The sequence below is a fragment of the Rhodococcoides kroppenstedtii genome (genome assembly GCF_900111805.1).
GTDB classification, from domain to species: Bacteria; Actinomycetota; Actinomycetes; order Mycobacteriales; family Mycobacteriaceae; genus Rhodococcoides; species Rhodococcoides kroppenstedtii.
Genome location: NZ_FOJN01000011.1, coordinates 27,133 through 52,568, shown reverse-complemented (window position 1 = coordinate 52,568; position 25,436 = coordinate 27,133). Strand labels below are relative to the sequence as shown.

Annotated in this window: 31 protein-coding genes; 14 read left to right on the top strand and 17 right to left on the bottom strand. The window is 70.1% G+C overall.

Going from position 1 to position 25,436, the window contains the following annotated elements:
• Positions 1-45 precede the first annotated feature (45 nt).
• Positions 46-1,935: an AMP-binding protein gene (locus BMZ18_RS13260; protein ID WP_068365287.1), complete on the bottom strand. Its 1,890-nt coding sequence runs from the start codon at positions 1,933-1,935 to the stop codon at positions 46-48.
• Positions 1,936-1,980: 45 nt separating this feature from the next.
• Between BMZ18_RS13260 and BMZ18_RS13255 the strand changes: the two genes are divergently transcribed.
• Positions 1,981-2,895 carry a PaaX family transcriptional regulator gene (locus BMZ18_RS13255; protein ID WP_068365284.1) on the top strand — a complete coding sequence of 305 codons (915 nt, stop codon included), beginning with the start codon at positions 1,981-1,983 and terminating at the stop codon, positions 2,893-2,895.
• 49 nt (positions 2,896-2,944) lie between these two features.
• On the top strand, positions 2,945-3,331 hold the full coding sequence (locus BMZ18_RS13250; protein ID WP_082895154.1) for a HicB family toxin-antitoxin system: 387 nt from the start codon (positions 2,945-2,947) through the stop codon (positions 3,329-3,331).
• A gap of 209 nt (positions 3,332-3,540) precedes the next feature.
• On the opposite strand, the gene BMZ18_RS13245 is transcribed toward BMZ18_RS13250, so the two are convergent.
• Positions 3,541-3,843, bottom strand: coding sequence for a hypothetical protein (locus tag BMZ18_RS13245; RefSeq protein ID WP_068365281.1), 303 nt, complete (start codon positions 3,841-3,843; stop codon positions 3,541-3,543).
• Between the two features lie 326 nt (positions 3,844-4,169).
• On the opposite strand from BMZ18_RS13245, the gene BMZ18_RS13240 reads away from it, so the two are divergent.
• Positions 4,170-4,883, top strand: a complete 714-nt coding sequence (locus tag BMZ18_RS13240; RefSeq protein ID WP_068365278.1) for a DUF6924 domain-containing protein — start codon at positions 4,170-4,172, stop codon at positions 4,881-4,883.
• Here the strand turns inward: BMZ18_RS13240 and BMZ18_RS13235 are convergent.
• The 5 genes from BMZ18_RS13235 to BMZ18_RS13225 all read right to left on the bottom strand — a co-directional run bounded on the left by BMZ18_RS13235 (position 4,857) and on the right by BMZ18_RS13225 (position 6,246).
• On the bottom strand, positions 4,857-5,096 hold the full coding sequence (locus BMZ18_RS13235; RefSeq protein ID WP_068365275.1) for a hypothetical protein: 240 nt from the start codon (positions 5,094-5,096) through the stop codon (positions 4,857-4,859). The two genes, BMZ18_RS13240 and BMZ18_RS13235, sit on opposite strands and share 27 nt — an antisense overlap.
• 81 nt (positions 5,097-5,177) lie before the next feature.
• Positions 5,178-5,327 (bottom strand): hypothetical protein, encoded by a 150-nt coding sequence (locus BMZ18_RS19765; RefSeq protein ID WP_156511646.1) that lies wholly within the window; start codon positions 5,325-5,327, stop codon positions 5,178-5,180.
• Between the two features lie 18 nt (positions 5,328-5,345).
• On the bottom strand, positions 5,346-5,522 hold the full coding sequence (locus BMZ18_RS19760) for a hypothetical protein (RefSeq protein ID WP_156511645.1): 177 nt from the start codon (positions 5,520-5,522) through the stop codon (positions 5,346-5,348).
• Between the two features lie 122 nt (positions 5,523-5,644).
• On the bottom strand, positions 5,645-5,935 hold the full coding sequence (locus BMZ18_RS13230) for a hypothetical protein (RefSeq protein ID WP_068365272.1): 291 nt from the start codon (positions 5,933-5,935) through the stop codon (positions 5,645-5,647).
• Positions 5,936-5,949: 14 nt separating this feature from the next.
• Complete coding sequence (locus BMZ18_RS13225) at positions 5,950-6,246, bottom strand: hypothetical protein (protein ID WP_068365269.1); 297 nt, start codon at positions 6,244-6,246, stop codon at positions 5,950-5,952.
• 165 nt (positions 6,247-6,411) lie between these two features.
• Between BMZ18_RS13225 and BMZ18_RS13220 the strand changes: the two genes are divergently transcribed.
• Complete coding sequence (locus BMZ18_RS13220; protein WP_139203972.1) at positions 6,412-6,663, top strand: hypothetical protein; 252 nt, start codon at positions 6,412-6,414, stop codon at positions 6,661-6,663.
• Positions 6,664-6,758: 95 nt separating this feature from the next.
• Complete coding sequence (locus tag BMZ18_RS19755; RefSeq protein ID WP_170851490.1) at positions 6,759-6,911, top strand: hypothetical protein; 153 nt, start codon at positions 6,759-6,761, stop codon at positions 6,909-6,911.
• On the opposite strand, the gene BMZ18_RS19750 is transcribed toward BMZ18_RS19755, so the two are convergent.
• Positions 6,905-7,072 (bottom strand): ARID/BRIGHT DNA-binding domain-containing protein, encoded by a 168-nt coding sequence (locus BMZ18_RS19750; protein WP_156511643.1) that lies wholly within the window; start codon positions 7,070-7,072, stop codon positions 6,905-6,907. The genes BMZ18_RS19755 and BMZ18_RS19750 overlap by 7 nt on opposite strands.
• A gap of 141 nt (positions 7,073-7,213) precedes the next feature.
• Between BMZ18_RS19750 and BMZ18_RS13210 the strand changes: the two genes are divergently transcribed.
• Positions 7,214-7,537, top strand: coding sequence for a hypothetical protein (locus tag BMZ18_RS13210; RefSeq protein ID WP_068365260.1), 324 nt, complete (start codon positions 7,214-7,216; stop codon positions 7,535-7,537).
• Positions 7,538-7,679: 142 nt separating this feature from the next.
• Here the strand turns inward: BMZ18_RS13210 and BMZ18_RS13205 are convergent, their stop codons facing one another.
• Complete coding sequence (locus BMZ18_RS13205) at positions 7,680-8,099, bottom strand: RidA family protein (RefSeq protein WP_068365257.1); 420 nt, start codon at positions 8,097-8,099, stop codon at positions 7,680-7,682.
• 120 nt (positions 8,100-8,219) lie between these two features.
• On the opposite strand from BMZ18_RS13205, the gene BMZ18_RS13200 reads away from it, so the two are divergent.
• Genes BMZ18_RS13200 through BMZ18_RS13175 form a run of 6 tightly spaced genes read left to right on the top strand, consistent with a single transcriptional unit; the run spans position 8,220 to position 14,913 of the window.
• Positions 8,220-8,903, top strand: a complete 684-nt coding sequence (locus BMZ18_RS13200) for a fumarylacetoacetate hydrolase family protein (RefSeq protein WP_082895153.1) — start codon at positions 8,220-8,222, stop codon at positions 8,901-8,903.
• A 38-nt stretch (positions 8,904-8,941) separates the two neighbouring features.
• A complete protein-coding gene (locus tag BMZ18_RS13195; protein ID WP_211267504.1) occupies positions 8,942-9,382 on the top strand; it encodes a cupin domain-containing protein in 441 nt (146 codons plus the stop codon).
• Complete coding sequence (locus tag BMZ18_RS13190; RefSeq protein ID WP_169817747.1) at positions 9,379-10,335, top strand: acyl-CoA thioesterase; 957 nt, start codon at positions 9,379-9,381, stop codon at positions 10,333-10,335. Before BMZ18_RS13195 ends, BMZ18_RS13190 begins: the two co-directional genes overlap by 4 nt.
• A gap of 1 nt (position 10,336) precedes the next feature.
• Positions 10,337-12,052: an AMP-binding protein gene (locus tag BMZ18_RS13185; protein ID WP_082895152.1), complete on the top strand. Its 1,716-nt coding sequence runs from the start codon at positions 10,337-10,339 to the stop codon at positions 12,050-12,052.
• Positions 12,049-14,460, top strand: a complete 2,412-nt coding sequence (locus BMZ18_RS13180) for a bifunctional salicylyl-CoA 5-hydroxylase/oxidoreductase (protein ID WP_068365251.1) — start codon at positions 12,049-12,051, stop codon at positions 14,458-14,460. The genes BMZ18_RS13185 and BMZ18_RS13180 overlap by 4 nt, the downstream gene beginning before the upstream one ends.
• Positions 14,461-14,469: 9 nt before the next feature.
• Positions 14,470-14,913, top strand: coding sequence for an acyl-CoA thioesterase (locus tag BMZ18_RS13175; RefSeq protein WP_068102841.1), 444 nt, complete (start codon positions 14,470-14,472; stop codon positions 14,911-14,913).
• Here BMZ18_RS13175 and BMZ18_RS13170 read toward each other — a convergent pair.
• The 6 genes from BMZ18_RS13170 to BMZ18_RS13145 form a co-directional block, all read right to left on the bottom strand.
• Entirely contained in the window at positions 14,865-15,818 is a 954-nt protein-coding gene (locus tag BMZ18_RS13170; RefSeq protein ID WP_068365248.1) for an AraC family transcriptional regulator, read from the bottom strand. The genes BMZ18_RS13175 and BMZ18_RS13170 overlap by 49 nt on opposite strands.
• 96 nt (positions 15,819-15,914) lie before the next feature.
• Complete coding sequence (locus BMZ18_RS13165) at positions 15,915-17,615, bottom strand: thiamine pyrophosphate-binding protein (RefSeq protein ID WP_371828503.1); 1,701 nt, start codon at positions 17,613-17,615, stop codon at positions 15,915-15,917.
• Positions 17,612-18,391, bottom strand: coding sequence for a cyclase family protein (locus tag BMZ18_RS13160; protein WP_068365242.1), 780 nt, complete (start codon positions 18,389-18,391; stop codon positions 17,612-17,614). Before BMZ18_RS13160 ends, BMZ18_RS13165 begins: the two co-directional genes overlap by 4 nt.
• On the bottom strand, positions 18,388-20,040 hold the full coding sequence (locus tag BMZ18_RS13155) for a phytoene desaturase family protein (RefSeq protein WP_074922240.1): 1,653 nt from the start codon (positions 20,038-20,040) through the stop codon (positions 18,388-18,390). The genes BMZ18_RS13160 and BMZ18_RS13155 overlap by 4 nt, the downstream gene beginning before the upstream one ends.
• Positions 20,037-21,530: a flavin-containing monooxygenase gene (locus BMZ18_RS13150; protein WP_082895151.1), complete on the bottom strand. Its 1,494-nt coding sequence runs from the start codon at positions 21,528-21,530 to the stop codon at positions 20,037-20,039. The genes BMZ18_RS13155 and BMZ18_RS13150 overlap by 4 nt, the downstream gene beginning before the upstream one ends.
• The gene (locus tag BMZ18_RS13145) at positions 21,527-22,333 is read right to left on the bottom strand and encodes an SDR family oxidoreductase (RefSeq protein ID WP_068365239.1); all 807 of its coding nucleotides are present in this window, start codon (positions 22,331-22,333) and stop codon (positions 21,527-21,529) included. Before BMZ18_RS13145 ends, BMZ18_RS13150 begins: the two co-directional genes overlap by 4 nt.
• 190 nt (positions 22,334-22,523) lie before the next feature.
• On the opposite strand from BMZ18_RS13145, the gene BMZ18_RS13140 reads away from it, so the two are divergent.
• The gene (locus BMZ18_RS13140; protein WP_068365237.1) at positions 22,524-23,198 is read left to right on the top strand and encodes a GOLPH3/VPS74 family protein; all 675 of its coding nucleotides are present in this window, start codon (positions 22,524-22,526) and stop codon (positions 23,196-23,198) included.
• A 32-nt stretch (positions 23,199-23,230) separates the two neighbouring features.
• Here BMZ18_RS13140 and BMZ18_RS19745 read toward each other — a convergent pair whose 3' ends face one another.
• Entirely contained in the window at positions 23,231-23,374 is a 144-nt protein-coding gene (locus BMZ18_RS19745; RefSeq protein WP_167323051.1) for a hypothetical protein, read from the bottom strand.
• Positions 23,375-23,400: 26 nt separating this feature from the next.
• On the opposite strand from BMZ18_RS19745, the gene BMZ18_RS13135 reads away from it, so the two are divergent.
• A complete protein-coding gene (locus BMZ18_RS13135) occupies positions 23,401-23,916 on the top strand; it encodes a CGNR zinc finger domain-containing protein (protein ID WP_068365235.1) in 516 nt (171 codons plus the stop codon).
• Here the strand turns inward: BMZ18_RS13135 and BMZ18_RS13130 are convergent.
• Positions 23,891-25,411: a carboxyl transferase domain-containing protein gene (locus BMZ18_RS13130; protein WP_068365314.1), complete on the bottom strand. Its 1,521-nt coding sequence runs from the start codon at positions 25,409-25,411 to the stop codon at positions 23,891-23,893. The two genes, BMZ18_RS13135 and BMZ18_RS13130, sit on opposite strands and share 26 nt — an antisense overlap.
• Positions 25,412-25,436: the final 25 nt, after the last annotated feature.

Here is a 25,436-nt window from a genome sequence, read left to right as displayed (position 1 = left end):
ATCGTGTGCAGTAATCGGCGCTGTACGCCGATTACTGCACAGAATTCAGACCCGTCCGCGGAACGCCTCGGCGAGGGCGTCGAGTACGGAGGCGTCCTCGATGGTGGACGGCACCACCACTTCCGCGCCGTCGGCCATCTGGCGCATGGTCTTGCGGAGGATCTTCCCCGAGCGCGTCTTCGGCAGGGCGGCCACGACCGTGACGTCCTTGAACGAGGCGACGGCGCCGATGTCCGCCCGGACGGCCGCGATCAGGTCGGTCCGCAGCTGGTCCTCGGTGATGTCGGCGCCCGCCTTGAGCACGACATACGCCGATGGCTTCTGCCCCTTGGTCTCGTCGTGCACGCCGATCACCGCGCACTCCGCGACGGCCGGATGCGTGGCGACGACGGCTTCGATGCTGCCGGTGGACAATCGGTGCCCGGCCACGTTGATGACGTCGTCGGTGCGGCCGAGGACGGTCAGGTACCCGTCCTCGTCGATCAGCCCGGAATCGCCGGTGAGGTAGTACCCGTCGAACGCCGAGAGGTACGACTCGACGAAGCGCCTCTCGTCGTTCCACAGCCCGGTGAGCGTGCCGGGCGGCAGGGGGAGTTCGACCACGATGGATCCCTCGGTTCCGGCGGGCACGGGGTCGCCCGATGCGTCGACCACGGCGACCCGGAAACCCGGCACCGGCACGGTCGGCGAGCCGGCCTTGATCGGCATGGGTTCCAGGCCACGAAGATTCGCGCAGATGGGCCACCCGGTCTCGGTCTGCCACCAGTGGTCGACGACGGGTCGGTCCAGAACCCGCGACGCCCACGCGAAGGTGTCCGGGTCGAGGCGCTCGCCCGCGACGAACAGTGCGTCGAGCGAGCTGGTGTCGTGGTCGGCCAGCAAGGCGGCATCGGGGTCGACCTTGCGGATCGCCCGCAGTGCGGTCGGAGCCGTGAACAGCACGCGCACACCGTGATCGGCGATCACCCGCCAGAACGCCCCGGCGTCCGGGGTGCCGACGGGCTTGCCCTCGTACAGCACCGTCGTCGCCCCGGCGAACAGCGGGCCGTAGACGATGTAGCTGTGGCCGACGACCCACCCGACGTCGCTGGCGGTCCACATGACCTGCCCCGGGCCGATGTCGTAGATAGCCCGCATCGACCACGTGAGCGCCACGGCGTGACCACCGTTGTCCCGCACGACGCCCTTGGGCTTGCCCGTGGTGCCGGAGGTGTAGAGCACGTAGAGCGGATCGGTGGCCGCCACGGAGACCGGATCGGCGGGCGCCGCGGCGGCGAGGGCGTCGTCGAAGTCCACCCAGTCGGCCGGCACGTCTGCGGGAATCTCGCTGCGACGCTTCACGATCACCGCCGACGGCGAGGCCGTGGACAGGTCCAGCGCGGTGCGGACGGGCTCGACGTAGTCGACGGTGCGGCCCGGTTCGAGGCCGCCGGTGGCGGTGACGACGGCGACCGGGGCGGCGTCGTCGAGACGGGCGGCGAGTTCCTTGGCGGCGAATCCGCCGAAGACCACGGAATGCACGGCGCCCAGGCGGGCGCACGCCAGCATGGCGATCACCGCCTCCGGAATCATCGGCAGGTAGATCACCACGCGGTCACCGGTGCCGACACCGTGCTCGCGCAGCACGCCGGCGAAGCGGGCGACGAGGTCCAGCAACTCGGCGTAGGTGTACGACGCCCGGGTGCCGGTCATCGCCGAATCGTGGATCAGTGCGACGCGGTCACCGGCACCACCGGCGACGTGGCGGTCGAGGGCGTTGACGCAGGTGTTGAGCCGGCCGTCCGGGAACCAGCGGTAGAAGGGCGGCCTCGACGAATCGAGGGCGCGGGTGGGCGGAACGTCCCAGTCGACGGCCGTCGCGGCGTCCAGCCAGAAGGCGTCCGGATCGGTGGCGGCGGCGTCGTACGCCCGGCGGTAGGCACCCGATTCGGTCATGACTCCGACTGTAATTGCCGGGAGCGCGCGTGGTTCGATGTTCGCATGACCGGTGTCCGAGAGAGCGCTGCGGAGGCCGAGTTCGCCGCCGCCGACGATCTCGCGACCGACCTCGCTGCCGACATCGACGGCGCCTACGGCAGCCCCGAGGGGGCGCCTCCGAGGTCCCTCATCGTCACCGTGTTCGGCCTCTACGTGCGCGAGTTCGGCGGTTGGGTGGGGGTCGGCACGCTGATCCGGCTGCTCGAACCGCTCGGGGTCGACGCCCAGGCGGTGCGCTCGGCCGTCTCGCGCCTGAAGCGACGGGGCATCCTCGTGGCCGAGAAGCGGGGCACCACCGCCGGCTACGCGCTGTCCGACGTCGCGCGTGAGATCCTCGCCCTCGGTGATCGCCGCATCTTCACCCCGCCCCCCGAGACGGGGGAGGAGTGGGTCATGGTCGTGTTCTCGGTGCCCGAGAGCGAACGCAAGAACCGGCACGCACTCCGAACCCGGTTGTCCGGCATGGGTTTCGGCAACGTCACGTCGGGAGTGTGGATCGCCCCGGTCCACTTGGCCGAGGACTGCCGCGTCGTCCTCACGCGGGCGGGACTCGACAGCTACGCCGACGTCTTCACCGGCAGCAGTCTGATCTCCGGTGAGGCCGCCGACCGTGTCGGGCAGTGGTGGAACCTGGACGAGCTCGCCTCGTCCTATCGACGCTTCGTCTCCCGTGTCACCCCGATCGCGGAGCGGTGGCGTGCTGCGGATCCCGCCGCGGACCCCGCCTCCGCGTTCGCCGACTACGTGCGCGTGCTCACCGCGTGGCGACGGCTGCCCTACCGCGATCCGGGCCTGCCCGCGAGCCTGCTCCCCGACCCGTGGCCGGGCGCCGCGGCCAGGGACCTCTTCGGGTCGATCCGGGAGCTGCTGGAGAAGCCGGCGCACGCGTACGTGGACGAGGCTCCCGCGCCGCGGTAACTGTGCGCCTTTCGCCACGCCCTGCCGCCATGAAGGAGGAGCGAGAGCAGTGAGCACGACCTACACGGTGTCGGTGACCCGCGACGGCGAGTGGTGGATGGTCGCCGTCCCCGAGCTGGACGCCCTCACCCAGGCCCGCCGACTCGGCGACGTCGACACCGCCGCCCGCGAACTGGTGGCCCTCGAGACCGGCACCGCACTCGACGAGGTGAGCATCGACGTGCACGTCGAACTCACCGCCGGGGACGGTGACCTCACCGCCCGCGTGGCCGACCTTCGTGCCCGTCGCGAGCGTATCGAGGTCGAGGAGGCGAAGGTCCGTGACGACACCGCCACGTTCGCACGCGAACTCGCCGCCGCTCGGGTTCCCGTCCGCGACATCGCAACCCTGCTCGGGGTGACATTCCACCGCGTCAGCCGTCTCGTCAACACCTGACAGGCGCAGTCCTCGACTCCCGACGGGCGTGCGCGTCGTTGTCGGCGGCCTGTTTCGAGTCGGTGCCTCGTGGCATCGTTCGACCGCACAGACCAAGTGAGTGTCTTAAGTCGACACTGCGGTCGCCGGGTTCGCGTCTCGGATGCTCGTCGAGGACGCCTCACACCGGAGCGGGCCCACGCAGCGTCACGGCAAGGGATCGCCCGTCGTCAGCGTCGGACGCGGACGACACGTACACCGGCGATCGCGAACGGCGCAGCCAGCACCGCCGCTGAGGCGGCGCCGATCAGCGGATACGCCCACCAGGGGAGAACCATCTGGTTCCACCACTTCAGTAAATCCTCGAATGCACGGTTCCACTCATCCGACGGCCTTGCCAAGTCCGCACCGAACAGCGGTTCGTACGAACCTTCGTAGATGACGACGGACCCATCGTCGGCGGTCATGGCGAAGTGCTCGGCGCCCGGGAACACCAGACCGATCACCGCACCTGCGATGGCGGCCCACGCCATCAGCGTCGTTATGCGCGTCACCCAATCACACACGGGCCCTTGCAGCCGACGACACCGGAATTCCTCCGGCACCGCCACCGTTCGGGAAATTGACTGTGTTCCGTTCCAATGCCCGGTACCACCCCTCCGCCGCCACGAGCGGCCACCCGCCGCGAGGTGCACGGGCGAGTACCGTTCCACCCGACGCCGTAGTCGTCGAGCTGTTGATCCGCGGGTCGCGAGGGAGAGCACCATATTTCGCGCCGCATTTGCGGCTTCTCCGAAGGGGCAGGGTCGCTAGGCTCGTGACTATGCCTCACGACATACCGGATGACGGGTCTGTTCTCGTGAGGACCTGGTTCGGTGACGACGCCGCCTGGAATGCCGTAGTGGCCGAGACTCGCGGAGACGGAGATGACCCGGCAAAGGAGTCGGGAACCTCTCCGTTCACCGCAGTCGACGACCGGGACTTCGACGGTGCGACGACCGGCCAGGTAATACAGGCGGCGCGGTCGCACTCGTCCTCGTACCTGTTCCTGGCGGACCGGATTACGCTAACCGATCCCGAGCACCCGGTATTGGTGGTCGATCTCGATGACTCGCAGGCTGATTCGCCGGCGACCGTCCGCGTGGCTTCGTATCAGTTAGGTGATGTGGAGAGCAATCTGGCGACCGCCAACGTGGACTTCGCCGAGTTTCGTTCTGCTGCGGACGCTGACGGAGTCTTTCGCGGTTTTCGCGTCACTGTGGAGCAGCGGCACATCGAGAAGGGGCAAATCCTGGACGCGATCCCCGAGTCGCCGGGCGCCGAGACATTGGAGTTGTTGCGCAGTGACCTTGAGAATACGTTTAGCGTCTATCCCAATTCTCGCTCAGTGCAGTTGCCGGCGATACGGATTGCAGATCTGAGGTCCCGCCGCGCGGAACTGCTGGCAGGCACGTTCCCTTACGGTAGAACACCCTTCGGTTACGCGGACATGGTGCGATTCTGCGATGCAGGGGGACCCGCGTGGGGTCTGCACCTGCCGAAACGGTCAACGATCAGCGGTTCGGCGGCGTGACCGCCGCTGCACGAACTCGCGTCCCAATGCGATCGCGCCGACGAGGACGAGCGCCCCCGCCAACGGGTAGAGCCCGACCGACGACCACGAGAAAGTGGTCGTCGACGCTCCCAGTCCGACGAGCACCCCGTACGCGTAGTACAGCGGTGAGCGCTTGGTCTCGGCCGGGGCGTTGTCGTGCACGGGCCGCATGGGCGGCATGTTCTCGGTCATGCGTTGCACTCCTCACGATGTGGTGCCGATGATGGCCGCACAGCCCGATGCGCTTGGCAGGTGCCGTATCGGATCGACACATCAGCTCCGTCGCGTCCGCCGCAGAACGATGAGGACAGCGGTGGCGCCGGCCAGGGCGAGCCAGAGCCCCGCCGCCGCTACGCTCCGCGACGCGGGTGGTCGAACCTCGACCGAGGACTTGGTGACGACGTCGGTGAACTTGAACGTCATCCCCGGCCGTGTCCAGCTTCACCAGTCGGTGACACCGGACCGGATTCGCTCCGCACCGGTGTGCGCGATGTAGTCGAAGTTCGCGGGGAACCCGTAGTGCTCGATGCACCACCACGTACCCGGGTTCAGGCCGTTGCCGACGATGTCGCGGAAGTAGACCCAGAGAAGCAGGGCCACCACGATGGCCGGTGTCACCGCGGCGACGCGCAACGGTGTCCCGAGCCGAGGCCGCCCTGTCACATCAGCACCCGCCGGCCGCCGCGGGTGCGGTGCGGGTACGTGGCCGGTGACCTGGTGAACGACACTTTTGTGGCGTCTCAGGTGACGGGGTGGCGGTGGAGGTATTCCGCGACGGCCCGTCGGATGACGTCGGCGTCGGGGACGCGGTCGGCTTGTGCGCGGCGGTGGATGTCGGCGCGCATGGTCGCGGGGAATCGGACGGACATGGCCGGCGTGTTGCGGCCTTTGCCGGCGCCGGCACGGGGGCGCCCCATGGCCAGTGCTGCTGGGTTGACGTCGATGGCGACGACTTCGTCGGAGGTGGGTGGGGTGGTGGCGTAGTCGTCGGCCATTGCCCCGTAGTCCTCTTCGCGTACCGGGTCTGCCATGAGCTTTCTCCTCGTCATCGTCGTTGGCGGCTGTAGATCGGGGTGATGAACTGGTCAAGCTCGAGGTTGGCGACGAGAGCGGGGCGCAGCATCATCGCGTGGAACACCACCGCTACCTCGGGGTCGCGGAGGTCGGCGATGACCTCGATCCAGGGTTCGCCGTCGGCCGCGGGTGTGATGTAGAGAAACGGCTGTGCCCCCACCATTCGCGGCGTCAACGCGATCCGCGCGACGTAGAACGGCATCACGGCGCGGATCTCGTTGTCGGTGATGCCATGCGCTCGGGCGCTGGGTATCACCGCGATCCGCACGCCCAAAAGTGTAACCGACTTTCAGGGATTGCAGGGTGATGGTATGTACCTCACCGGGCGGGCGCGTCGTCTCGCCGCCTGCCGCGTCGTATGGCGCTCGACCGTGACACTCGCCGACGGTCGAACACCGACGACACCGCTCGGCGGCGTGGGAGGCTCGAAGGCGTGCCCGACCCCGACGACCCTCGCTATCGACGCACCGGGCTGAGCTGGCGGGTGCAGGCGATGCTCTGGCCGGCGTTCTGCACGATCGCCACCTGGGTCGTCGTGATCGCCATCGACATCTCCGAAGACGGACTCAACCTTGTGGGACTCGTGGCCTGGGTTCTCGCGGGCGTGCCGATCACTGTGGTCGTGGTGTGCACGTTGCTGGGGGGGGCGCGGCTATTCTCGTCGCGCTCGCCGTGCGGGCGGTGATGCGCGTCCTGGCCCCGACCGCGCCGCGGTGGGTGCAGGCCGTCGTGTTGGCGGTTCCGACCGGTGCCGGTGTTGCGGCCGTGGTCATGGTTTTCATGACGCAAGTGCTTTTCGCGGGCAATACGGCGGCCGACTACTGGCCGTTCGCAGTAAGCATCGGTGTGGTTGCGGTCCTCGCGTCCGCGATCTACTCACGGGACCTGTTCGACAAGCGCCATGTGGTGGGGTGGCGGCGCGAGGGTCAGTAGTGGCGGCGCGTGTAGGTGCCCTTGCTGCCGTTGCCGACCGATCCGCCGAGCAACGCGAGCGGGATGGCGAACAGGCACACGGCCGCGATCAGCGCGAGTACCGCCGCGCCCGCGACGAGTGCGCGGATGACGACAGCGCCGACGGCGAGCGCGCCGATCACGACGAGTGCGTTGGCGACGAACCCGACGACACCGCGGCGGGTGTCGGCGTGGCTGCGCCGTTCGTTCTCACACCTGCAGCCGCGAGCCGTAACCGATAGCGCAGCGGGACGATGGTGCAGCGCCGTGATTGTCTTGCGTCTGTGACGAAGCTGGTCGGGTGGACGGCGTTGTTCGGTGCGGTCCTCGGAGCGGTGCTGCTCGGTGCTTTGGGAGTGGCGTTCTACGCCACGGGCCGGAACGACTCTGTCGTCTACGAGGGCTCGGTTGCCGAGGCGAACGAGGCGTTCACCGGCCCGAGCTTCATCGAACTGAATCCGTTCTTCCGCGACGCAACGAACTGGTGGACCCAGCTGTGGTTGCCGTGGTGGAGCTTCCCGCTGATCGGCGCGGCAACGGGTGCCGTCGTCGCAACGCTGCTTGCCCTGGCGCGAGTGCGGGTCGTGCGCACGCGCCGCGAACGGTAGGCGCCACAAGAGTCGCTCGGCGGCCGTGAGTGGTTCGGTGCCGGTGTCAGTGCAGCCGACCATCGATGAGGACCTTCACGCCGTGGCCGACGAGGTTCTGCTGTCGGCCTCGCCGACGAGAGCTGCGCTCGGGAGGCGATCTTCAGCTGCTGGGCCGCTGCAGCCGCTCCTCGGGAATGACGGCGGTGCCCATGATCTCGATCAGGGCCTCGGGCTGCCACAGCCCCGTGGTGCCGATGCCCGCCATCGCGGGGTAGACGGGGCCGGCGAGCTCCCGCCACACGCGTCCGATCTCCCGGCCGTGCGCCTGGTAATCGGGGATGTCGGTGAGGAAGATCGTGATGCTGACGAGGTCCTCGGGCTGTCCGCCCGCCTCGGCGAGCGTGGTGAGGACGTTGCCGAACGCCTGCCGGAACTGCTCGACGATGCCGCCGGGAACGATGCGCATGTCCTTGTCCAGCGCCGTCTGACCGCCCAGGTAGAGGGTGTTGCCGGCGAGGGTGCCGTGCGAGTAGCCGCTGGGGGCGGGAAGGGCGGCGGGGTTCACGGGCAGGTGCGTCATGTCGATCCTTCGTCTCGGTGGGTGCCGTCGGATCGAGCCTAACCGATCTATTGCGTACTTGCGACGGTCGTGCAAAACTCGCTACATGAACCGCCGCGACCCCATCGACCGGGAGACGCCATGACGCTGCCGGTCCCGACTCCCACCAAGGTGATCTGCTGCGGCCTGAACTACGGCGACCACATCGCCGAGACCGGCCGCGATCGCCCGCAGTACCCCACCCTGTTCGCGAAGTTCGCCGACACGCTGATCGGCCCGACGGACGACATCGTCGTGCCGGACGACGCGCAGGTGGACTGGGAGGCCGAGCTCGCCGTGGTGGTCGGCCGACCGATTCGGCATGCCTCCCGGGCCGAGGCCGAGGCCGCGATCCTCGGATACACCGTGGCCAACGACATCTCGATGCGTGACTGGCAGCGACGCACCCTCCAGTGGTTCCAGGGCAAGGCCTGGGACGCGACCACGCCCGTCGGGCCCGTCGTCGCCACTCCCGACGAAGTCGATCCCGCCGCCGGCCTGACCATCACCTGCCGGGTCAACGGTGAGGAGGTGCAACGGGATTCGACGAAGACCCTCGTCTTCGACAGTGCCGATCTCCTCGCGTACGCCTCGACCTTCACCGTGCTGCGGCCGGGGGATCTGATCCTCACCGGCACGCCGGGCGGCGTGGGCATGTCCCGCGACCCGGCCCGCTGGCTCGCCGACGGCGACGTCCTCGAGACGGAGATCGAAGGGATCGGACTGCTCCGCAACGTCATTCGCACCACCCGACAGAATTCGCCGACCGAAGGAGACCAGCCATGACCGCACAGACCTACTACATCCTCGAGGGCGACAACTCGATGTACGCGAGCGAAGGTGGGCGCGTGATTCCCGTCGTCACCCGTGCCGGCGAGGAGGACGGCCGCACCGGTCAGACGGAGGGCGCGACGCGCATCTCCGGCGTCGGCCCGCAGCACACCCCCGCCACCAAGATCTGGTACGGCAAGGTCAGCAACGAGCCGGGCTACCGCTCCCTCGCCCACCACCACGGTGAGGCCGAGACCGGCGGCTACGTCCTCTCGGGCCGCGCCCGCATCTACTTCGGCGAGGACTACCAGGACTACATCGACATGGACGAAGGCGACTGGGTCTTCGTGCCGCCCTTCATGCCCCACATCGAATGCAACCTTTCCCGCACCGAGCCGCTGCACTGGCTCACCACCCGCACCCCCGACAACATCGTGGTGAACCTCCCCGCCGTCGCCGACGAGTCGCTGCCGAACTGGCTGGACCGGCCGTGACCACCGTGAGCGGCCCGCTCGTCACCGGGACCACCCCGACCTCCGCCGTCGTCACCGACGCCATCACCCTGACGCCGGCGGACCCGGTCGCGGCGGATCTGGCGTTCACCGCGGTGACGCAACCGTGCCCGTGGCCCAAGGCGTACGGCGGCGACATGGTCGCGGCCGCAGCCGCGGCGGCGCTCCGCTCGGTCACCGACGGCAAGACGCTGCACTCCATGCACTCGTACTTCCTGCGCCCGGTCGACATCGGGGCACCGGTGCACTACGACGTCGAGATCGTGCGCGACGGACGGCGATTCGCCACGCGGCAGGTGCGGGCACTGCAGAACGGTAAGACGGCGTATCTGGCGCTGGCCTCGTTCGCCGCCGGCGGCGAGAGCGGCTCGACGGCGAGCGTCGCCCCCGTGGACCTCCCGTCTCCCGACGACCTCCCGTCGTCCGCGCAGTACCTCGCGGACCGCCCCGTGACCCACGACGCGTCGATGACCGAGGTGAGCAAGCAGTACTGGAGCGGCGGGCGCGGGGTCGACATGCGCCACGTGCCCGGGCCGATCTACCTCGAGGTCGACGGGGGACGGGATCCGCACCAGGCGTTGTGGATTCGTCCGTTCGACGCACTGCGTCCGGTGCCGGGCCTGACCGACGCGCAGCGCGACGTCGCGGCCCTGGCGTACGCCTGCGACTACACGATTCTCGAGCCCGTCCTGCGCGCTCTCGGTCATCCGTGGGCCGAGCCGGGTCTGGTCACCGCCAGCCTCGACCACGCCATGTGGTTCCACCGCGCTCCCGCCCCCGGCGATCTCGACGGGTGGCTGCTCTACACGCAGGAGGCCCTGTCCGCCGACGCCGGTCGCGGTGTCGGACTCGGACGATTCTTCACCCCGGACGGTATTCACCTGGCCACTGTCGTCCAGGAAGGCATGATCGACCCGACTCGGAAGGAGCCGTGACATGAGCACGGACATCGCTACCGACCCGACAGTGACCGTTCCCACCGGGACCACCGGCCCCGACGCGCTGTCGCCGAGCGCGTACGTCGACACCTTCGCTCGCGACAACCTGCCCCCCGCCGAGCTGTGGCCGACGCTCGAATTCACCACGCCCGAGCTGCAGTTCCCGGATCGGCTCAACGCCGGGGCGGAACTGATCGAGCGCGCCGTGGAGCGCTTCGGTGCGGACCGCCCGGCCCTGCGGACTCCCGACGGCATCGCGTGGACACTCGGCGACCTGCGTGACCACACCCATCGGATCGCGCGGGTGCTCACCGAGGACCTGAACCTGCAGCCCGGCAACCGCGTTCTCCTCCGATCTTCTAACACCCCTCTGGCCGTGGCCTGTTGGCTGGCGGTGCTCGAAGCCGGCGGCGTCGCCGTCGTGGTCATGAGCGCCCTTCGAGCGCGTGAGCTCGGGCCGATCGTCGAGAAGACGCGCCCCACGGTGGCACTGGTGGACCACCGGGCGGTCGACGACGTCCGGACGGTGCGTGACGACTCCGCTCCCGATCTGGTGGTGGTGCCGGTCGGTGGACCGGACGCCGACGATCTGGTGGCCCGAGCGGCGAGTAAGCCCACGGGTTTCGTGCCGGTCGAGACGGCGGCGGACGACGTCGCCCTGCTCGCCCCGACGTCCGGCAGCACCGGAACGCCGAAGTTCTGCATGCACTTCCATCGCGACGTCCTGGCCATCGACGCCACGTTCGGGGCTCGGGGTCTGCGCTTGCGCAGCGACGACGTGGTGGCCTGCACCGCGCCGTTCGCGTTCACCTTCGGCCTCGGCATGTTGGTCGTCTTCCCGTTGCGTGCGGGGGCGTGCGCGTTGCTGACCGACGCCGTCACCCCGCCGGCTCTCGCCGATCTGGTGGAGTCGGAGAAGGTCACGGTGCTGGCCACCGCGCCCACCGCTTACCGTCAGATCATCAAGGCCGACAGATTGTCCAGGCTGGCCGGCCTGCGCGTCGCCGTCAGCGCCGGCGAGCACATCCCCACCGGCGTGTGGACCCGGATCCGCGACGAGATCGGCCTCGAGGTGATCGACGGCATCGGGGCCACCGAACTGCTGCATATCTTCCTGTCGACGGCGGCGGCCGACGCGCCTCGCCCCGGCTCCACCGGCAAGCCGCTGCCCGGGTACCGCGCGTCGATCCTGGGCGACGACGGCGAGCCGGTGCCGGACGGAACGCCCGGTCGGCTCGCGGTGATCGGGCCCGTCGGGTGCCGGTACCTCGCCGACGACCGTCAGTTCGAGCGCGTCGAGAACGGGTGGAACATCACCGGGGACACGTTCTATCGCGACGAGGACGGGTACTACTTCTACTGCGCCCGTACCGATTCGATGATCGTCTCGTCCGGGTACAACATCGGCGCACCCGAGGTGGAGGCCTGCATCGAAGGCCATCCGGCGGTGATGGAAGCGGCCGTCGTGGGCGAGCCGGACCCGGATCGCGGATCGATCGTCAGTGCCTTCGTCGTCCTGCGCGACGGCGTATCGGGCACCGAGGAGACGGTGCGGTCCATCCAGGATCACGTGAAAGCCGAACTGGCGCCGTACAAGTACCCGCGCCGGATTCGCTTCGTCGACACCCTGCCGCGCAATTCGAGCGGCAAACTCCAACACTTCAAGCTCCGGCAGGCCCTCGAGGCGCCGGCGGACCAGGAGGCACGGTCATGAGGATCGCCATCGTCGGCGGCGGGCCCGGTGGGCTCTACTTCGCCGCTCTCGCCAAGCAGCTCGACCCCACCCACCGCATCGACGTGTGGGAGCGCAACGCTCCCGACGACACTTTCGGCTTCGGCGTCGTGTTCTCGGACGAGACGCTCGGCAGCATCGAGGGCGCGGACTCGGTGGTCCACGACGAGATGGAGCGACTCTTCGCTCGATGGACCGATATCGACGTCGAGGTCGACGGCCGGTCCTACACCGTCGGCGGCCAGGGTTTCGCCGCGATGAGCCGCAAGGAACTGCTGAAGGTACTGCAGCGGCGGGTCGCCGATCTCGGTGTCACCGTGCAGTATTCGACGGAGGCACCGGATCCGGACACGCTGCGGCGGACCTACGATCTGGTGATCGCTTCCGACGGACTGAACTCCGCGGTCCGCACGCGGTACGAGGACGTCTTCCGGCCCACCCTCGACCGCCGGAACAACAAGTACATCTGGTTCGGCACCGACAAGGTGTTCGAGGCGTTCCAGTTCATCGTCGCCCACACCGAGTTCGGCACCATGCAGATCCACGGGTACCCGTACTCCGACCAGGGCTCCACGTTCATCGTGGAGATGCACGAGGACGTCTGGCGCCGTGCGGGTCTGGATCGCACCGAGCACGAGCACTTCCCGCCCGGGGTCTCCGACGAGTACGCGGTCGAGCGCATCCGTGAGATCTTCGCCGACACGCTGGACGGCCACGAGATTCTGACCAACAACTCGAAGTGGCTGAACTTCCACACGGTGCGCAACGAGCGGTGGTTCGACGGCAACGTCGTGCTGCTTGGCGACGCCGCCCACACCGCGCACTTCTCCATCGGCTCCGGGACGAAGCTCGCGATGGAGGACGCCCTGGCCCTGGCGGCGTGCGTCCACGAGCACGCCGACATCGAGACCGCGCTCGCCGCCTACCAGGAGGAGCGCAAACCGGTCGTCGAGAGCACGCAGCGCGCGGCGCAGGCGTCGCTCGAGTGGTTCGAGAACATCGGCCTGTACGCCGATCAGGCGGACACGGAATTCGTCTTCAACCTGCTGACGCGCTCACGCCGCATCACGTTCGACAACCTGCGGGAGCGGGACGCGGACTTCGCGGCGCTGGTCCAGTCGCGGTTCGCGGCCGGAAACGGAGTCGCGTCCGCCCCCGCCATGTTCGTCCCGGGCCGGATCGGCGAGCTCGAGCTGGCGAACCGGATCGTGCTCTCGCCCATGGACATGTACGTCGCGACGGACGGTGTGCCGTCCGATTTCCACCTGGTGCACCTGGGCTCGAAGGCGCTCGGCGGCGCGGGACTGGTGATGACGGAGATGACCTGCGTCTCGCCCGAGGGACGCATCACCCCCGGGTGCCCCGGCCTCTGGACCGACGAGCAGCGGGACGCGTGGGCGCGGGTGACGCGCTTCGTCCACGAGAACAGCGCCGCGAAGATCGGTGTGCAGATCGGACATTCGGGCCGCAAGGGCTCGACCAAGCTCATGTGGGACGGCATCGACCAGCCGCTCGAGGACGGCAACTGGGAGGTGATCGGCCCGTCCGCTCTGCCCTACGGCGACGGGTGCCACGTGCCGCGGGAGGCCACGCGTGCCGATCTCGACGCCGTGGTGCGGGACTTCGTCGCCACGGCCGAGCGGGCCGTCGCGGCCGGCTTCGATCTGATCGAGGTGCACGCGGCGCACGGCTACCTGCTGTCGTCGTTCCTCTCGCCGATCGCCAACCACCGCACCGACTCCTACGGTGGGTCGCTGGAGAATCGACTCCGCTTCCCGCTCGAGGTGTTCGACGCAGTCCGCGCCGCGGTCCCGTCGTCGATCCCGGTGACGGTCCGCGTGTCCGCGACGGACTGGGCGCCGGACGGCAACACCGTCACCGACGCCGTGGAGATCGCGCGGGCGTTCGTCGCGCACGGCGCCGCCGCGATCGACGTCTCCACCGGTCAGGTGATCAAGCACGAGACGCCCGCGTTCGGACGCTCGTACCAGACGCCGTTCGCGGATCGGATCCGCCACGAGGTGGCCGCGCAGGCGGGCGTGGCGGTGATCGCCGTCGGGGCGATCTCGTCGTACGACGACGTCAATTCCATTCTCCTGGCGGGTCGCGCCGACTTCTGTGCCCTGGGGCGGACGCATCTCTACGACCCCAACTGGACGCTGCACGCGGCGGCCGAACAGGACTGGACGGGGGCGGGTGCGTCGTGGCCGCTGCCGTGGAAGGCGGGCCGGCGCCGGCCGCCGACGTCGCGCACCGACAAGGTGCCCCCGCGGCTGTCGCTGCTGCGAGACGGTGCCGACGACACGACGCACGTGCGGTGGACCCCGGACCGCACGGTGGCCGGGGAGCACACGGTGGCCGAGGAGCGAACGGCCGTCCCCGTCGGGTAGGAACGTGCCGTGACGTTCTCCTACCGGTCCCGAGTCGAGTGGATGGACACCGACGCCGCCGGGATCTACCACAACAGCACCGTCGTTCGATTCGTCGAATCCGCCGAGGCCGCACTCGTTCGCGAGTGGGGCCTCGGCTCGGTGTATTTCCCGCGGGTGCCGCGGGTGCGGTACGAGGTCGACTTTCTCGCCCCGCTGTATTTCGGGCAGGAGGTGACCACGGAGCTCTCCGTCGCCCGCGTCGGATCGTCGTCCCTGCGATTCGACTTCACCGTGCGGGGTGCGGCGTTCGACGGCCGCGAGGCCGTGGTTGCCGCCCGGGGCTCCTACGTCGTGGTGCACATCGATCGGTCCACCGGGCAGGCGTGCGCCTGGCCGCCCGAGTGGGCGGAACGCTTCGGCGGTCAGCTCGCCAGTGTGCGCGAGGGGCTTTCGCCGAACTCGGCCCGGTAGGCCTGCGAGAACCGGCCGAGGTGGAAGAAGCCCCACCGTGCCGCGACCTCGGTGACGCTCTCCGCGCCGGGTCCGCCGGCGACGAGGTCCTCGTGGGCTCTGGCCAGCCGGACGCGGCGCAGCTCCTCGAGCGGGGTGGTGCCGCGCTCCCGATGGAAGGACGCCTGGAGCGTCCGGGCGCTCACCCCCGCTTCGGCGGCCAGATCGGCGACGCGCCACGACTTCTCGGGATGCTCCTCGATGAGGAACAGGGTGTGCCGGACCGCCCGCGAGGTCACCACGGTCTCCTCCGCTCGCGGCCCGTGCGTGCTGGTGTTGGGCTGAGCGGCCAGCAAGCCGCCGACCATCACCTGCTCGAAATGTCGGGCGGCCAGGGGTGAGTGCAGCAGCCCCGATTCGCTGTCCACCTCGTCGCAGGCGTAGCGCACCAATCGCATCCAGCTCGCCACCGTCGGCGCGGCCAGATCCACCAGCGGGTGGAAGACCACCGGTTCGTCCGTGCCGGCCGCGGACTGCACGGCGTCGCGCGGAATGTGAACCAGGAGTTGCTCGCAATCGGCGGACCACACCATGTCGACGGGCAGGGTGGGCGAGGGAAGGGACGCGAACCGTCGGTCCGACACCACGTCGGTGTCGCCGACGCGCACCCGAGCGCGACCGCCGAGCGGGATCTGGACGAGGTAGAACGAGCCGAAGGTGCCCGGGGTGATGCGGACCTCGTCGCCGTAGCGGAGGTAGTTGATACCAATGCAGCCGACCGACGCGGCGTTGTGCACGAGCGACAAGGCGCCGCGTCGGTCGGTGACGGTGAGACCGTGCGGACAGAAGGTTTCGCCGACGGAGGTGCGGGCCTCGTCCAGATCGGTCGTGGCCAGCACCGGGTGGCGACGCAGCAGCGTGGTCATGGTCCTCCCTCGATCCACTCGAGTGTGACCCCGATCATACCAAGCGACTGTTGCGTCGATGTTTCGATCGTCGAAAAACTGTCATACAGCGCGTGGTCAGTGCCCTCGGAACGCCTCCGCGAGCCACCAGGCGCCGCCGTCCGGCGCGATCTTCGCGTCGATCACCAGGACACCCTGCGGGGACTGCAGCCATGCGGCCACCGCGGCGAGGTCGGCCGTCGTCCGCACGGTGACGCCCGTGGCGCCGTAGCCGCGCGCCACCGCGGCGAGGTCGACGTCCGAGAACGTGACGGTCGACAGGTCGACGTCGTCGTCGGCGTGCTCGGGCCCGGCGAAGTGGTGGACCTCGGCGCCGTACGCGGCGTCGTCGTACACCGCGATCACCAGCGGGGTGCCCAGCCGCACCGCGGTCTCGAGCTCGGCGATTCCCATGAGGAACCCGCCGTCACCGGTGCCGATCACGGGCAGCCGGTCGGGACGGGTGAGCGCCGCGCCGAGCCCGCTGGCCAGCCCCAGCCCGATCGACTGGAAGGCCTGCGTGAAGCAGAACGAGTGGTGATCGGGCACGCGCAGGTAGGTCGACGGGTACCCCATGAAATTGCCCGAGTCGATCGCGACCAGGCGCTCGGCCGGCAGCAGCCGGTCCAACTCGGCCGAGAACACGCGCGGGTCGATCGTGTCCGCGGTGGACAGGTCCTCGGTGGGGGTGTCGTTCCACCAGCGTCGTTCCGCGAGGCGAGCCGATACCTCCGGGGTCCGATAGCGCCGCGCGGTGTCGCCGACGGCAGCCAGAACGTCGACGGCCGTCGTCCGGCAGTCCCCGTGGATGCCGAGCGTCACCGGGCGGTGCGCACCGAGAACCTCGGCGGTGTCGTCGATCTGCACCACCGCCGTGTTCGTCCCGATGAGCGATCCGTGCCGCATCGTCCACATGTTCAGCGCGCACCCCCACCCCACGATCAGGTCGGCGTTCGAGATCAGCTCGGCCGTCAGCGGCGCGGAGAACCCGCCCGAGATGCCGAGATCGAACTCGTGCCCGCGGAACAGGCCGTTCGCGACGGCCGACGTGGCCACGAGCGCGCCGACGTGATCGGCCAGCGCGGCGATCTCGTCTCCCGCGTTCCGCCCGCCGCGGCCGGCGACGAAGACCGGTCGTTCCGACTCCGCGATCAGCCGGGCGAATTCCCGGACGGCCGACTCCGCGGGCCGCACCGGGGCGGGGGCGACGGGTCGGCGCACCGTCGTCGACGCCGGGGCCGGTGCCGCCTGCACGTCGAGCGGCAGGCTCACCACGACGGTGCGGCGTCCGTGCACGGCGGTCTGCCAGGCCCGGGTGACGTCCGCGACCGCCGTCTCGGCGGAATGCACGCGCTCGGGCACCGCACCCACCGACAGGGCCAGCGCGTCCTGATCGATGCGGAAGTTCGACAGTCGTGACGACGCCGCCACGTCCGCGGTGAGCACGATCATCGGTGTGCGGCTCTTCGCCGCCTCGCCGATTCCGGTGACGGCGTTGGTCAATCCGCATCCCTGGTGCAGGGTGAGAACGCCCGGGTGGGCGGCGAAGCGACTGTAGCCGTCGGCCATCGACGCCGCGCCGCCCTCGTGCCGGGCGGCGGTGAACGGCACGCCTCGCGCGATGAGGGCGTTGGTGACGGCGAAGTTGCCGCTGCCCACCACCCCGAACGCGTGGCCGACCCCCAACTCGGTCAGCACCTCCGCGACGACGTCGGCGACCGTGGCGGTGGACACGGCGGGCTTCACGGCCGACGTCGCGGGGGTCGTCGCGGTGCTCACGCCGCCCCCGGCGCGAACGCGAGAACGCGTGCAGGCGAACCGGTTCCGCCGACGATCGGCAGCGGGGAGACCACCAGGACGGCGCCGGTGGCGGGCAGACGGTCGAGGTTCTGCAGCTGCGTCACGCCGTACTTGTCGGCGCCGAGCAGGTGGTAGTGCACCGGGAACATCGGGTCCATGCCGCCCGCCTGGCCGGCGTCGACCCCGACGGTCTCGACGGCGAAACCGGTGATCGACGACGCCGCCAGCCACTCGGCGCCCGCCACGGAGACGCCGGGGGTGTGGGGACCGGAGTCGTCGGCGTTGAGGAACGCGTCGGCGTCGTGGTTGCGGGCGCTCCAGCCGGTCCGGAAGACCAGCCAGGCGCCGTCCGGCAACGGACCGTGCTCCGCGACGTGCGCGTCGAGATGAGCGGGCTCCAGCAGGAAGTCGGGATCGCGGGAGACCTCGTCACGGAAGTCGAGCACCACCGCGGGGCCGACCAATCGGCCGGGCGGAATGGTGTCGACGGTGTGTCCGTCGCGGCCCGTCGCCCAGTGTGCCGGCGCGTCGACATGCGTTCCCGTGTGCTCACCGGTGTGGATGTTGTTCCAGCCCCAGCCGGGACCGTCGTCGTCGAAGTTGCTGACCGGTTCGAGGGAGAGCGGGATGGTGTTCGCGAACGGCGCCGGCAACTGCAGGACCGGCGTCGAGGGCGACAGCGGGGCGGTGAGGTCGACGACGTGGACGGCACCCGAGGCGAGGTCGGTGAGCAGGCTGTCCAGGGTGGTGGTCATGGTCGGAACCTTTCGGTCAGACCGCGCAGCCGGGTGGCGACGCGGGTGGTCGGGGAGGGGGCGATCAGCTGCTGGGCGACGAGGTGGCCGGAGCCCCCGCCCAATCCGGGACCCGGGTGGGTGAACGCCCCGATGTGGAACAGCCCGTCGATGCCGGTGCGGTGCCCGGTGCCGGTCCCCGGCCGCCACAGCAGCGACTGGTCGATCTCGGCCGCGCCGCCGTACGGATCACCGTGGACGGCATTGGCATTGGCCGCGGTCAGGTCCGCGGGGGTCAGGACCGTCCTGCCGATCACCGAGTCCCGCAGGCCCGGGGCGTACCGCTCGATGCGGCCCAGAACCCGGTCGATGTAGGCGGCGGTGACGGTCTCGGTCCAGGTCCCGTCGGCGGCGACGGAGTCGGCGGCGTCGCCGATCGGCGCCCACGGCACCTCCTGCAGCTGCACCCACAGGGTGGCCGCGCCGGCCGGGCTGCGAGACGGATCGAGCACGTCCTGCTGACCGACCACCACGGTGGGTTCGGCGGGCAGCAGCCCGGCTTCGGCCTGAGCACAGGCGATTCCGGTACTCCCGGCGCCGTCGCCGACGTGGATCAGCGGAACCTCCCGAAGGCGGGAATCCGTCCACTCGACCGGGCGGTCGAGCGCGAGGTGGATCTGCATCGCGGCCCGGCCGGGACGATGGCGCGCCGCGGCGCGTCGGCCGGCGGCCGGAGCGATGTCGGCACCCAGCATCTCCTGGTACAGACGCGGCGTGGAGGACGACGCGAGCACGGCCCGCCGGGCGGCGATGCGGCGGTCGCCGACGCGGACCCCGACGGCCCGGCCGTCGGCGACGTCGATGTGCGACACCGGCTCTCCCGTGACCACGGTGACTCCCCGCTCGGCGAGCAGCCGTCCGAACGCGGCGGTGAACTCCCCGGCGCCGCCGGTGACCACCGGGAGGCCGGCGGCGTGCATGCTGAACGCCATGATCGGCAGCATCAGCCCGCCGGTCGCGTGATCGGGGGACAGGCCTGCGTGCAGGAGCCACGGCGACCACAACTGGTCGACTTCCCAGCCGCAGAACCGTTCTCGGACGTAACCTCGTCCGCTCTGCAGCGCGACCCGGACGAAGTCCGTGCTGCCGTCGCGTCCGAGCGCGCGCACTGCGCCGGCGCCGAGCCGGGCCAGGTCGACCGGCCGCAGTTCCGATCCCAGCGCACCGAACGCGTGCGGTGCCCACGACTCCAGCTCGGCCAGCATGTCGGCGTACGCGCGTCGGTCGTCGTCGTGCTCGAAGGACTGCGCCGTCACCGTCGGATCGCGGTGGGCCACCACCGTGCCGCGGTCGGAGATCCCGGCGGTGACCGCACCGTCGGTGTTGGAATACGCCAGGCCGTGGCGGTGCAGATCGGGTCCGAGGTCCGCGTACGCACCGCCGGTGACGAACAGCGGATGCCAGGAGCTGAAGGTGTCGTGGACGTGACCGGGGAGCGTCAGTTCGTCGGAGGCGACGAAGCCGCCCAACCGATCTCGCTCGTCGACCAGCGCCACCGACCATCCGGCGCCCGCCAGTTCCGCGGCGGCGACCATGCCGTTGATGCCCGCCCCGACGACGACGGCGTCGACCGTCTCCGCCGCCGCGGGACCGGTCCGGGCTGCTGTCACCGCCGCACTCGCTTCTTCAGCTTCTGCACGATGTCACGGTAGTCACTCGGGTTCACCGGCAGGAGCCATTCCTTCGCCTTGGTCAGCCGCGAGACACCGAGGCCGATGTCGGACAGCGTCTCGTCGATGTTGTGCACGGAGAACGGAATGACGTTGGTGCCACGCGCGTGGTTCCCACGAGTGCGTTCGCGCATCCACCGGAGACGGGTGGCCACCTGCTGACGCATGTCGTCGTCGCTCGGCAAGGTGTGGTTGCCGCCGAGCAAGGAGCCGATCCACAGCGCCGACACCTCGGCGGACAGCGGGGAGAAGAACGACGAGTTGTAGCCGGCGAAGCTCAGATCCTCCACCCCCACCGGATGGATCTGGCGGTAGAGCACGTAATCGCCACGCTCGTCGGTGAACCGGTTCAACACCTCGTCCGGCAGGAACGGGATGGTCTGGCGCCACCCCGTCGCGGCCAGGATCACGTCGGTGCGGATCACCGAGCCGTCGGAGAGTTCGGCGTGCGGGTGTCCGTCCTTCTCGAGCAGTCGAATGACGGTGGTGTCACGACGAACGTCGATGCGCCCGTCGGCGACGCCCTCGAAGAAGCCCTCGCTGACCAACGACACAGTGGCGCGGGCGATGTCGGCGAACGTGCCCAGAGGTATCAGGCCGAGCTTCTCGAGCTGCAACTGCTTGGTGGTCACCGAGCCCACGCTGTCGACCATGCCGCCGGCGATCAGGGAGTTCCGCGCGTGCAGCAGGCGCTCCACCCCGCTGACGGTGTGGTACCGGAAGATGCCTTCGCCGAGTCGAGTGAGCATGAGGTACTTGTAGTTCAGGACGCCCTTGATCTTGCGGGGGAGCTTCCACAGCAGCTCGCGGGCGACGACGGTGGTCGACGCGGCGACGCCGGCGACCTCGACGGTGATGTCGCAGGCGGACTTCCCGTAGCCCACCACCATCGCGTGCTTGCCGGCCACCTGATCGAGGTGGTGAAGATCGCCCGCGGGCATGATCTCGCCGCCGGCGGCGAGGAAGTCCTCCCGGCCCTCGAACGGCGGGACGAACGGCTCGGAGAAGATGCCGCTGGCGAGCACGAGGTGGTCGACGTGGCGTGTGTCGCTGCCTCTCTCGCTCGCCGTCGTCACGTCCCAGCCGCCGGTCGCCGCGGGGGTTGCGGAGACCACCTCGGTGTCGCACTCGACGGCGGAGAGGATGCCGAACTTCCGGGCGTAGTCCTCGAGGTAGGCCTGAACCTGTTCTCCAGAGGGCCATTCCGGGTAGTGCTTCGGCATCGGCATCTCGGACAGGGCGTAGGTGCCCTTGTTGTTCTGGGTCTTCAGACCCGGGTAGCGGCGGGTGGCGCTCCACACGCCGCCGACGTCGGGGGCCTTCTCCCAGACGACGACGTCGTGGCCGAGCTCGGAGAGGACGCGCGCGGAGGACAGGCCGGCGAAACCGGCGCCGACGACGCCGACGAGCAGTCGAGGTGTGGTGGTCATGCGGGATCCTGTTCGGCGAGTTGGGGAATGGCGGGCACGGCACGTTCCGGGCCCATGGCGGAGTAGCCGCCGTCGGCGGCCCAGTCGGCCCCCGTGACGACGGAGGCGGCGTCGGAGGCGAGGAAGGCGACGACGTTGCCGACTTCCCGCGGATCGCCCACGCGCCCGGTCAGATGGAAAGGTGCGGCCACGCGGTCGGTCTTCGCGCGGTCGCCGCCCGAGAGGCCGTCCATGATCGCCGACCACGTCCACCCGGGGCTGACCGAGTTGACGCGGATGCCGTCGGGGGCGAGATCCATGGCCATCGAGCGGGTGAGCTGCGCGATCGCGGCCTTGCACGCGGGATAGACCCAGCGCCCGGTCTGCGCGACCGAACTCGAGATCGACGTGAAGTTGACGACGGCGGCGTGCGGTGAGGCCGCCAGGTGCGGGTGGGCGGCCTGGACCAGCGCGACCATGGACACCACGTTGATGTCGAGGGCGGTCAACCAGTCGGCCCGCGGGGTGGCGAACCCGTCGTCGAGGTAGACGGCGGCGAGGTTGACCACGATGTCGAGTCCTCCGTGCGCATCGACGACGGCGCCGATGAACGCCGTCACCGCCGCGTCGTCGGTGACGTCGAGGTGCCGGAACGTCACCGACTCACCGGCCTCCGCCGCCGCGTGCTCGCCGTTCTCGTCGTCGATGTCGGCGATCACGACGGTGGCACCCGATTCGGCGAGGGCGGCGACCACGCCCCGCCCGAGCAGGGTGGCGCCGCCGGTGACGACGGCGGTCCGCCCGGTGAGATCGACTGCTGTCATTCGTCCTCCTCCATCCGTGTGACGTCGCGATCGGGGCCGATCACGTGTCGTGGATCACTGATGGCGGCGGACGTTACGGACGGCCCGGCGGGGGCACTATCCGTTTCGCGCGGGCGTCGTCCGGATCGCGCCGGCCGGTCCGTCGCGTCGGGTCCTCCCGTTCCGCGTCGGGGGTCCGTATGGTCGAGCCATGACCCTGATCGCCGAGGATCTGCTGCTGCTTCTGCTGGACGACGGCTCGGGAAAGCCCGTGGTCGACAGCACCAAGCTTCCGCGGGCGGTGGCGGGAGCCGTGATCCTCGAACTCGCGATGTCCGGCGTGGTCACGGTCGCGCAGGACAGCGAGGACGTGAAGAAGGGGCGCCTCGCCGTGCGGGGTCCGCGACCGGACGAGCCGATCCTCCAGGAGGCCGTGGCCGCGATCGACGGGGCCAAACGGCCCATGACGCCGAAGAGCGCCGTGGAGAAGTTGCACAAGGCTATGCACGAGAGAGTGCTGACGCGGGTGATCGACCGCGGCTTCGTCGACGAGCAGAAGGGGCGGGTGCTCGGGCTCTTCCCCACCACGTCCTGGCCCGCCCGGGACACGGCGCACGAGGCGCAGGTTCGCGAGACGCTGCACTGGGTGCTGGTGGACGGCCGGGACCCCGACGCGCGGACCTGCGCGCTGGTGGCACTGCTGTCGTCCATCGACGCGGTGCCGAAGGTCTTCCCGGGTGCGGACAAGCGGTCCATCAAGAAGCGGGCGGCGGAGATCGCCGAGGGGCAATGGGCGTCCGAGGCCGTGCGCAAGGCCGTCGAGGACGTCTGGTCGGCCGTGGCGGTGGCGGTGATGGTCCCGACCATCGTGACCACGTCGTCCTGATCTGTCGTGCCACGACGTCCTCATAACCGGTCCTACGCCGTCGTGACCGACCGCACGAGAGTTGCTGTCACGATGCGGTTCTCGCCGCAGTGGCACCGTTCGTAGATCACGACACCCTCGCTGGTCGGGTGCCGGGACAGCTCGGTCCAACGATGCAGGCAGGCGATGGTGGTCATGACGCCGAGTCTGCTGTAATGGTCTTGTGCATCTCAACCCTTACGGCGAGTACGCGGTGCGGATGGCCGTCGATCTGGTGAACGACCCGCCCGCGACGGTCGCCGACTTCGAACAGCGGTGTCTCGCCGCCGGCATGTCCGACGACACGGTCTCCGCTCACACCGATCTGGGCCGCGCCCGCGCGTTCCTCACCGAGTGGCTTGGCGTCGTCGACGCCCCCACGGACACCCGGCGCGCCGAGGCGCTCAACGCCCTGCTCGCGCAGACCTCGGCATACCCGCGCCTGACCGATCACGCCGGCGACGGGTGGCATCTGCACTACCGCGATCCGGATCTACCGCTCGCCGACGTGGTCCGCGCGCTCGTCAGCGTCGGCACCGCGCTGCACCTGGTGGGCCGCGGGATGCACCGCTTGGGGCGCTGCGCCGCGGCCGACTGCACCCGGGTCTACGCCGACTTCTCCCGGACCGGCCGCCAACGGTATTGCGGCACCGTGTGTTCCAACCGAGACGCCGTCAGGCGCCACCGGGCGCGGGCCTGACGCCGAGGTGCCGGAAGCGTCGTCGTCGTGACGCCGCGCGCGCGTCCTCGCCCAGCGCTGTCGTCGCGGCGAGTTCACGCGCCACCGCGTCGCCCATCCGGGTGAGGAAGTCCCCTGCGGCCGTGCCCTCGTCGGTGCCCTCGTCCACGACGGTGTCGACGATCCCGGTCGCCCGCAGGTCCGTGGCCCGAATGCCCTGCGCCTCCGCCAGTTCCGCGGCATGGGCGGTGTCCCGGTGGACGATCGCGCTCGCCCCCTCCGGCGGCAGCGGGGCGAGCCAGGCGTGGGCGGCCGCCACGGTGCGGTCCGCCGGCAGCAGGGCGAGGGCCCCACCGCCCGTGCCCTGTCCGAGCAGGACCGACACCGTCGGCGTGCGCAGGGTGACCAGATCGGCGATGCACCGGGCGATCTCCGGCGCCAGTCCGCGCTCCTCCGCCTCGCGGGACAGCGACGCGCCGAGCGTGTCGATCACCGTGACCAGCGGCAACCGCAGCTCCTCCGCCAGCCGCATCGCGCGGCGAGCCTCGCGCAGCGCGCCCGGACCCATCGTGCGCTCGGGTGTCTGGCCCGCGCGGTCGTGCCCGAAGACGACGCACGGACGGCCGCGGAACCGTGCCAGCGCGGACACCACGGTGCTGTCGACGTCGCCGTGGCCGGTGCCGCTGAGCAGGGTCACGTCGTCGGCCGCGACGGCGAGCAACTCCCGCAGCCCGGGACGGTCGGGTCGACGACTCTCGAGCACGGACTGCCAGGCGCTCCCCGAGGCGGCGTGCACGGTGTCGTCTGTCGGCGGCGGTGTCGCATCGGCCGATGGCAGCCCGCCCGGCGTCGTCACGGCCAGGACGCGGCGGAGAGTGTCGCGGAGCGCCGCCGACTCGATCACCGCGTCGAGCACGCCCGTCCGGGCCAGGTTCTCCGCCGTCTGCACGCCCTCGGGGAACGGCGCGCCGTACAGAGCCTCGTAGACGCGGGGACCCAGGAAGCCCACCAGCGCACCGGGTTCGGCGAACGTCAGATGCCCCAGCGACCCCCAGGAGGCAAACACCCCGCCGGTGGTCGGATGGCGGAGATAGACCAGGTACGGCAACCCGGCGGCCCGATGCGCGGTCACCGCGGCGGACACGGTGATCATCCGGACGAACGCGACCGTGCCCTCCTGCATTCGGGTCCCGCCCGACGACGGCGAGGCGATGAGTGGCAGACCCCGGGCGGTGGCGTGCTCGATCGCGGCGGTGATGCGTTCGGCCGCGGCGTGCCCGATCGAGCCGGCGAGGAACGAGAACTCGCCGACGATCAGGGTCACCGCCGTCCCGCCGACGGTCGCGTCGCCGGTGAGGGCGGACTCGTCGACCCCGCTGCGCTCGCGGGCGCGTCGCAAGTCGGTGCGATAGGCGTCGGACACGGGCCCGTACGTCGGGGGCTCGTCGAGCGACACGTAGGTGCCGGGGTCGACCACGAGGTCGATCAGTGCGCGCGCGGAGACCGTCACGGGAATCAGTATCCCGCGCGCGGCGGCCTCG

Bases quoted from the DNA above. Each gene is read 5' to 3' on its own strand.
- BMZ18_RS13260 (WP_068365287.1), bottom strand. From the start codon at position 1,935: ATGACCGAATCGGGTGCCTACCGCCGGGCGTACGACGCCGCCGCCACC.
- BMZ18_RS13255 (WP_068365284.1), top strand. From the start codon at position 1,981: ATGACCGGTGTCCGAGAGAGCGCTGCGGAGGCCGAGTTCGCCGCCGCC.
- BMZ18_RS13245 (WP_068365281.1), bottom strand. From the start codon at position 3,843: ATGGCGTGGGCCGCCATCGCAGGTGCGGTGATCGGTCTGGTGTTCCCG.
- BMZ18_RS13235 (WP_068365275.1), bottom strand. From the start codon at position 5,096: ATGACCGAGAACATGCCGCCCATGCGGCCCGTGCACGACAACGCCCCG.
- BMZ18_RS19765 (WP_156511646.1), bottom strand. From the start codon at position 5,327: ATGACGTTCAAGTTCACCGACGTCGTCACCAAGTCCTCGGTCGAGGTT.
- BMZ18_RS13230 (WP_068365272.1), bottom strand. From the start codon at position 5,935: ATGGCAGACCCGGTACGCGAAGAGGACTACGGGGCAATGGCCGACGAC.
- BMZ18_RS19755 (WP_170851490.1), top strand. From the start codon at position 6,759: ATGACGCAAGTGCTTTTCGCGGGCAATACGGCGGCCGACTACTGGCCG.
- BMZ18_RS13205 (WP_068365257.1), bottom strand. From the start codon at position 8,099: ATGACGCACCTGCCCGTGAACCCCGCCGCCCTTCCCGCCCCCAGCGGC.
- BMZ18_RS13200 (WP_082895153.1), top strand. From the start codon at position 8,220: ATGACGCTGCCGGTCCCGACTCCCACCAAGGTGATCTGCTGCGGCCTG.
- BMZ18_RS13195 (WP_211267504.1), top strand. From the start codon at position 8,942: ATGTACGCGAGCGAAGGTGGGCGCGTGATTCCCGTCGTCACCCGTGCC.
- BMZ18_RS13185 (WP_082895152.1), top strand. From the start codon at position 10,337: ATGAGCACGGACATCGCTACCGACCCGACAGTGACCGTTCCCACCGGG.
- BMZ18_RS13180 (WP_068365251.1), top strand. From the start codon at position 12,049: ATGAGGATCGCCATCGTCGGCGGCGGGCCCGGTGGGCTCTACTTCGCC.
- BMZ18_RS13170 (WP_068365248.1), bottom strand. From the start codon at position 15,818: ATGACCACGCTGCTGCGTCGCCACCCGGTGCTGGCCACGACCGATCTG.
- BMZ18_RS13160 (WP_068365242.1), bottom strand. From the start codon at position 18,391: ATGACCACCACCCTGGACAGCCTGCTCACCGACCTCGCCTCGGGTGCC.
- BMZ18_RS13150 (WP_082895151.1), bottom strand. From the start codon at position 21,530: ATGACCACCACACCTCGACTGCTCGTCGGCGTCGTCGGCGCCGGTTTC.
- BMZ18_RS13145 (WP_068365239.1), bottom strand. From the start codon at position 22,333: ATGACAGCAGTCGATCTCACCGGGCGGACCGCCGTCGTCACCGGCGGC.
- BMZ18_RS13140 (WP_068365237.1), top strand. From the start codon at position 22,524: ATGACCCTGATCGCCGAGGATCTGCTGCTGCTTCTGCTGGACGACGGC.
- BMZ18_RS19745 (WP_167323051.1), bottom strand. From the start codon at position 23,374: ATGACCACCATCGCCTGCCTGCATCGTTGGACCGAGCTGTCCCGGCAC.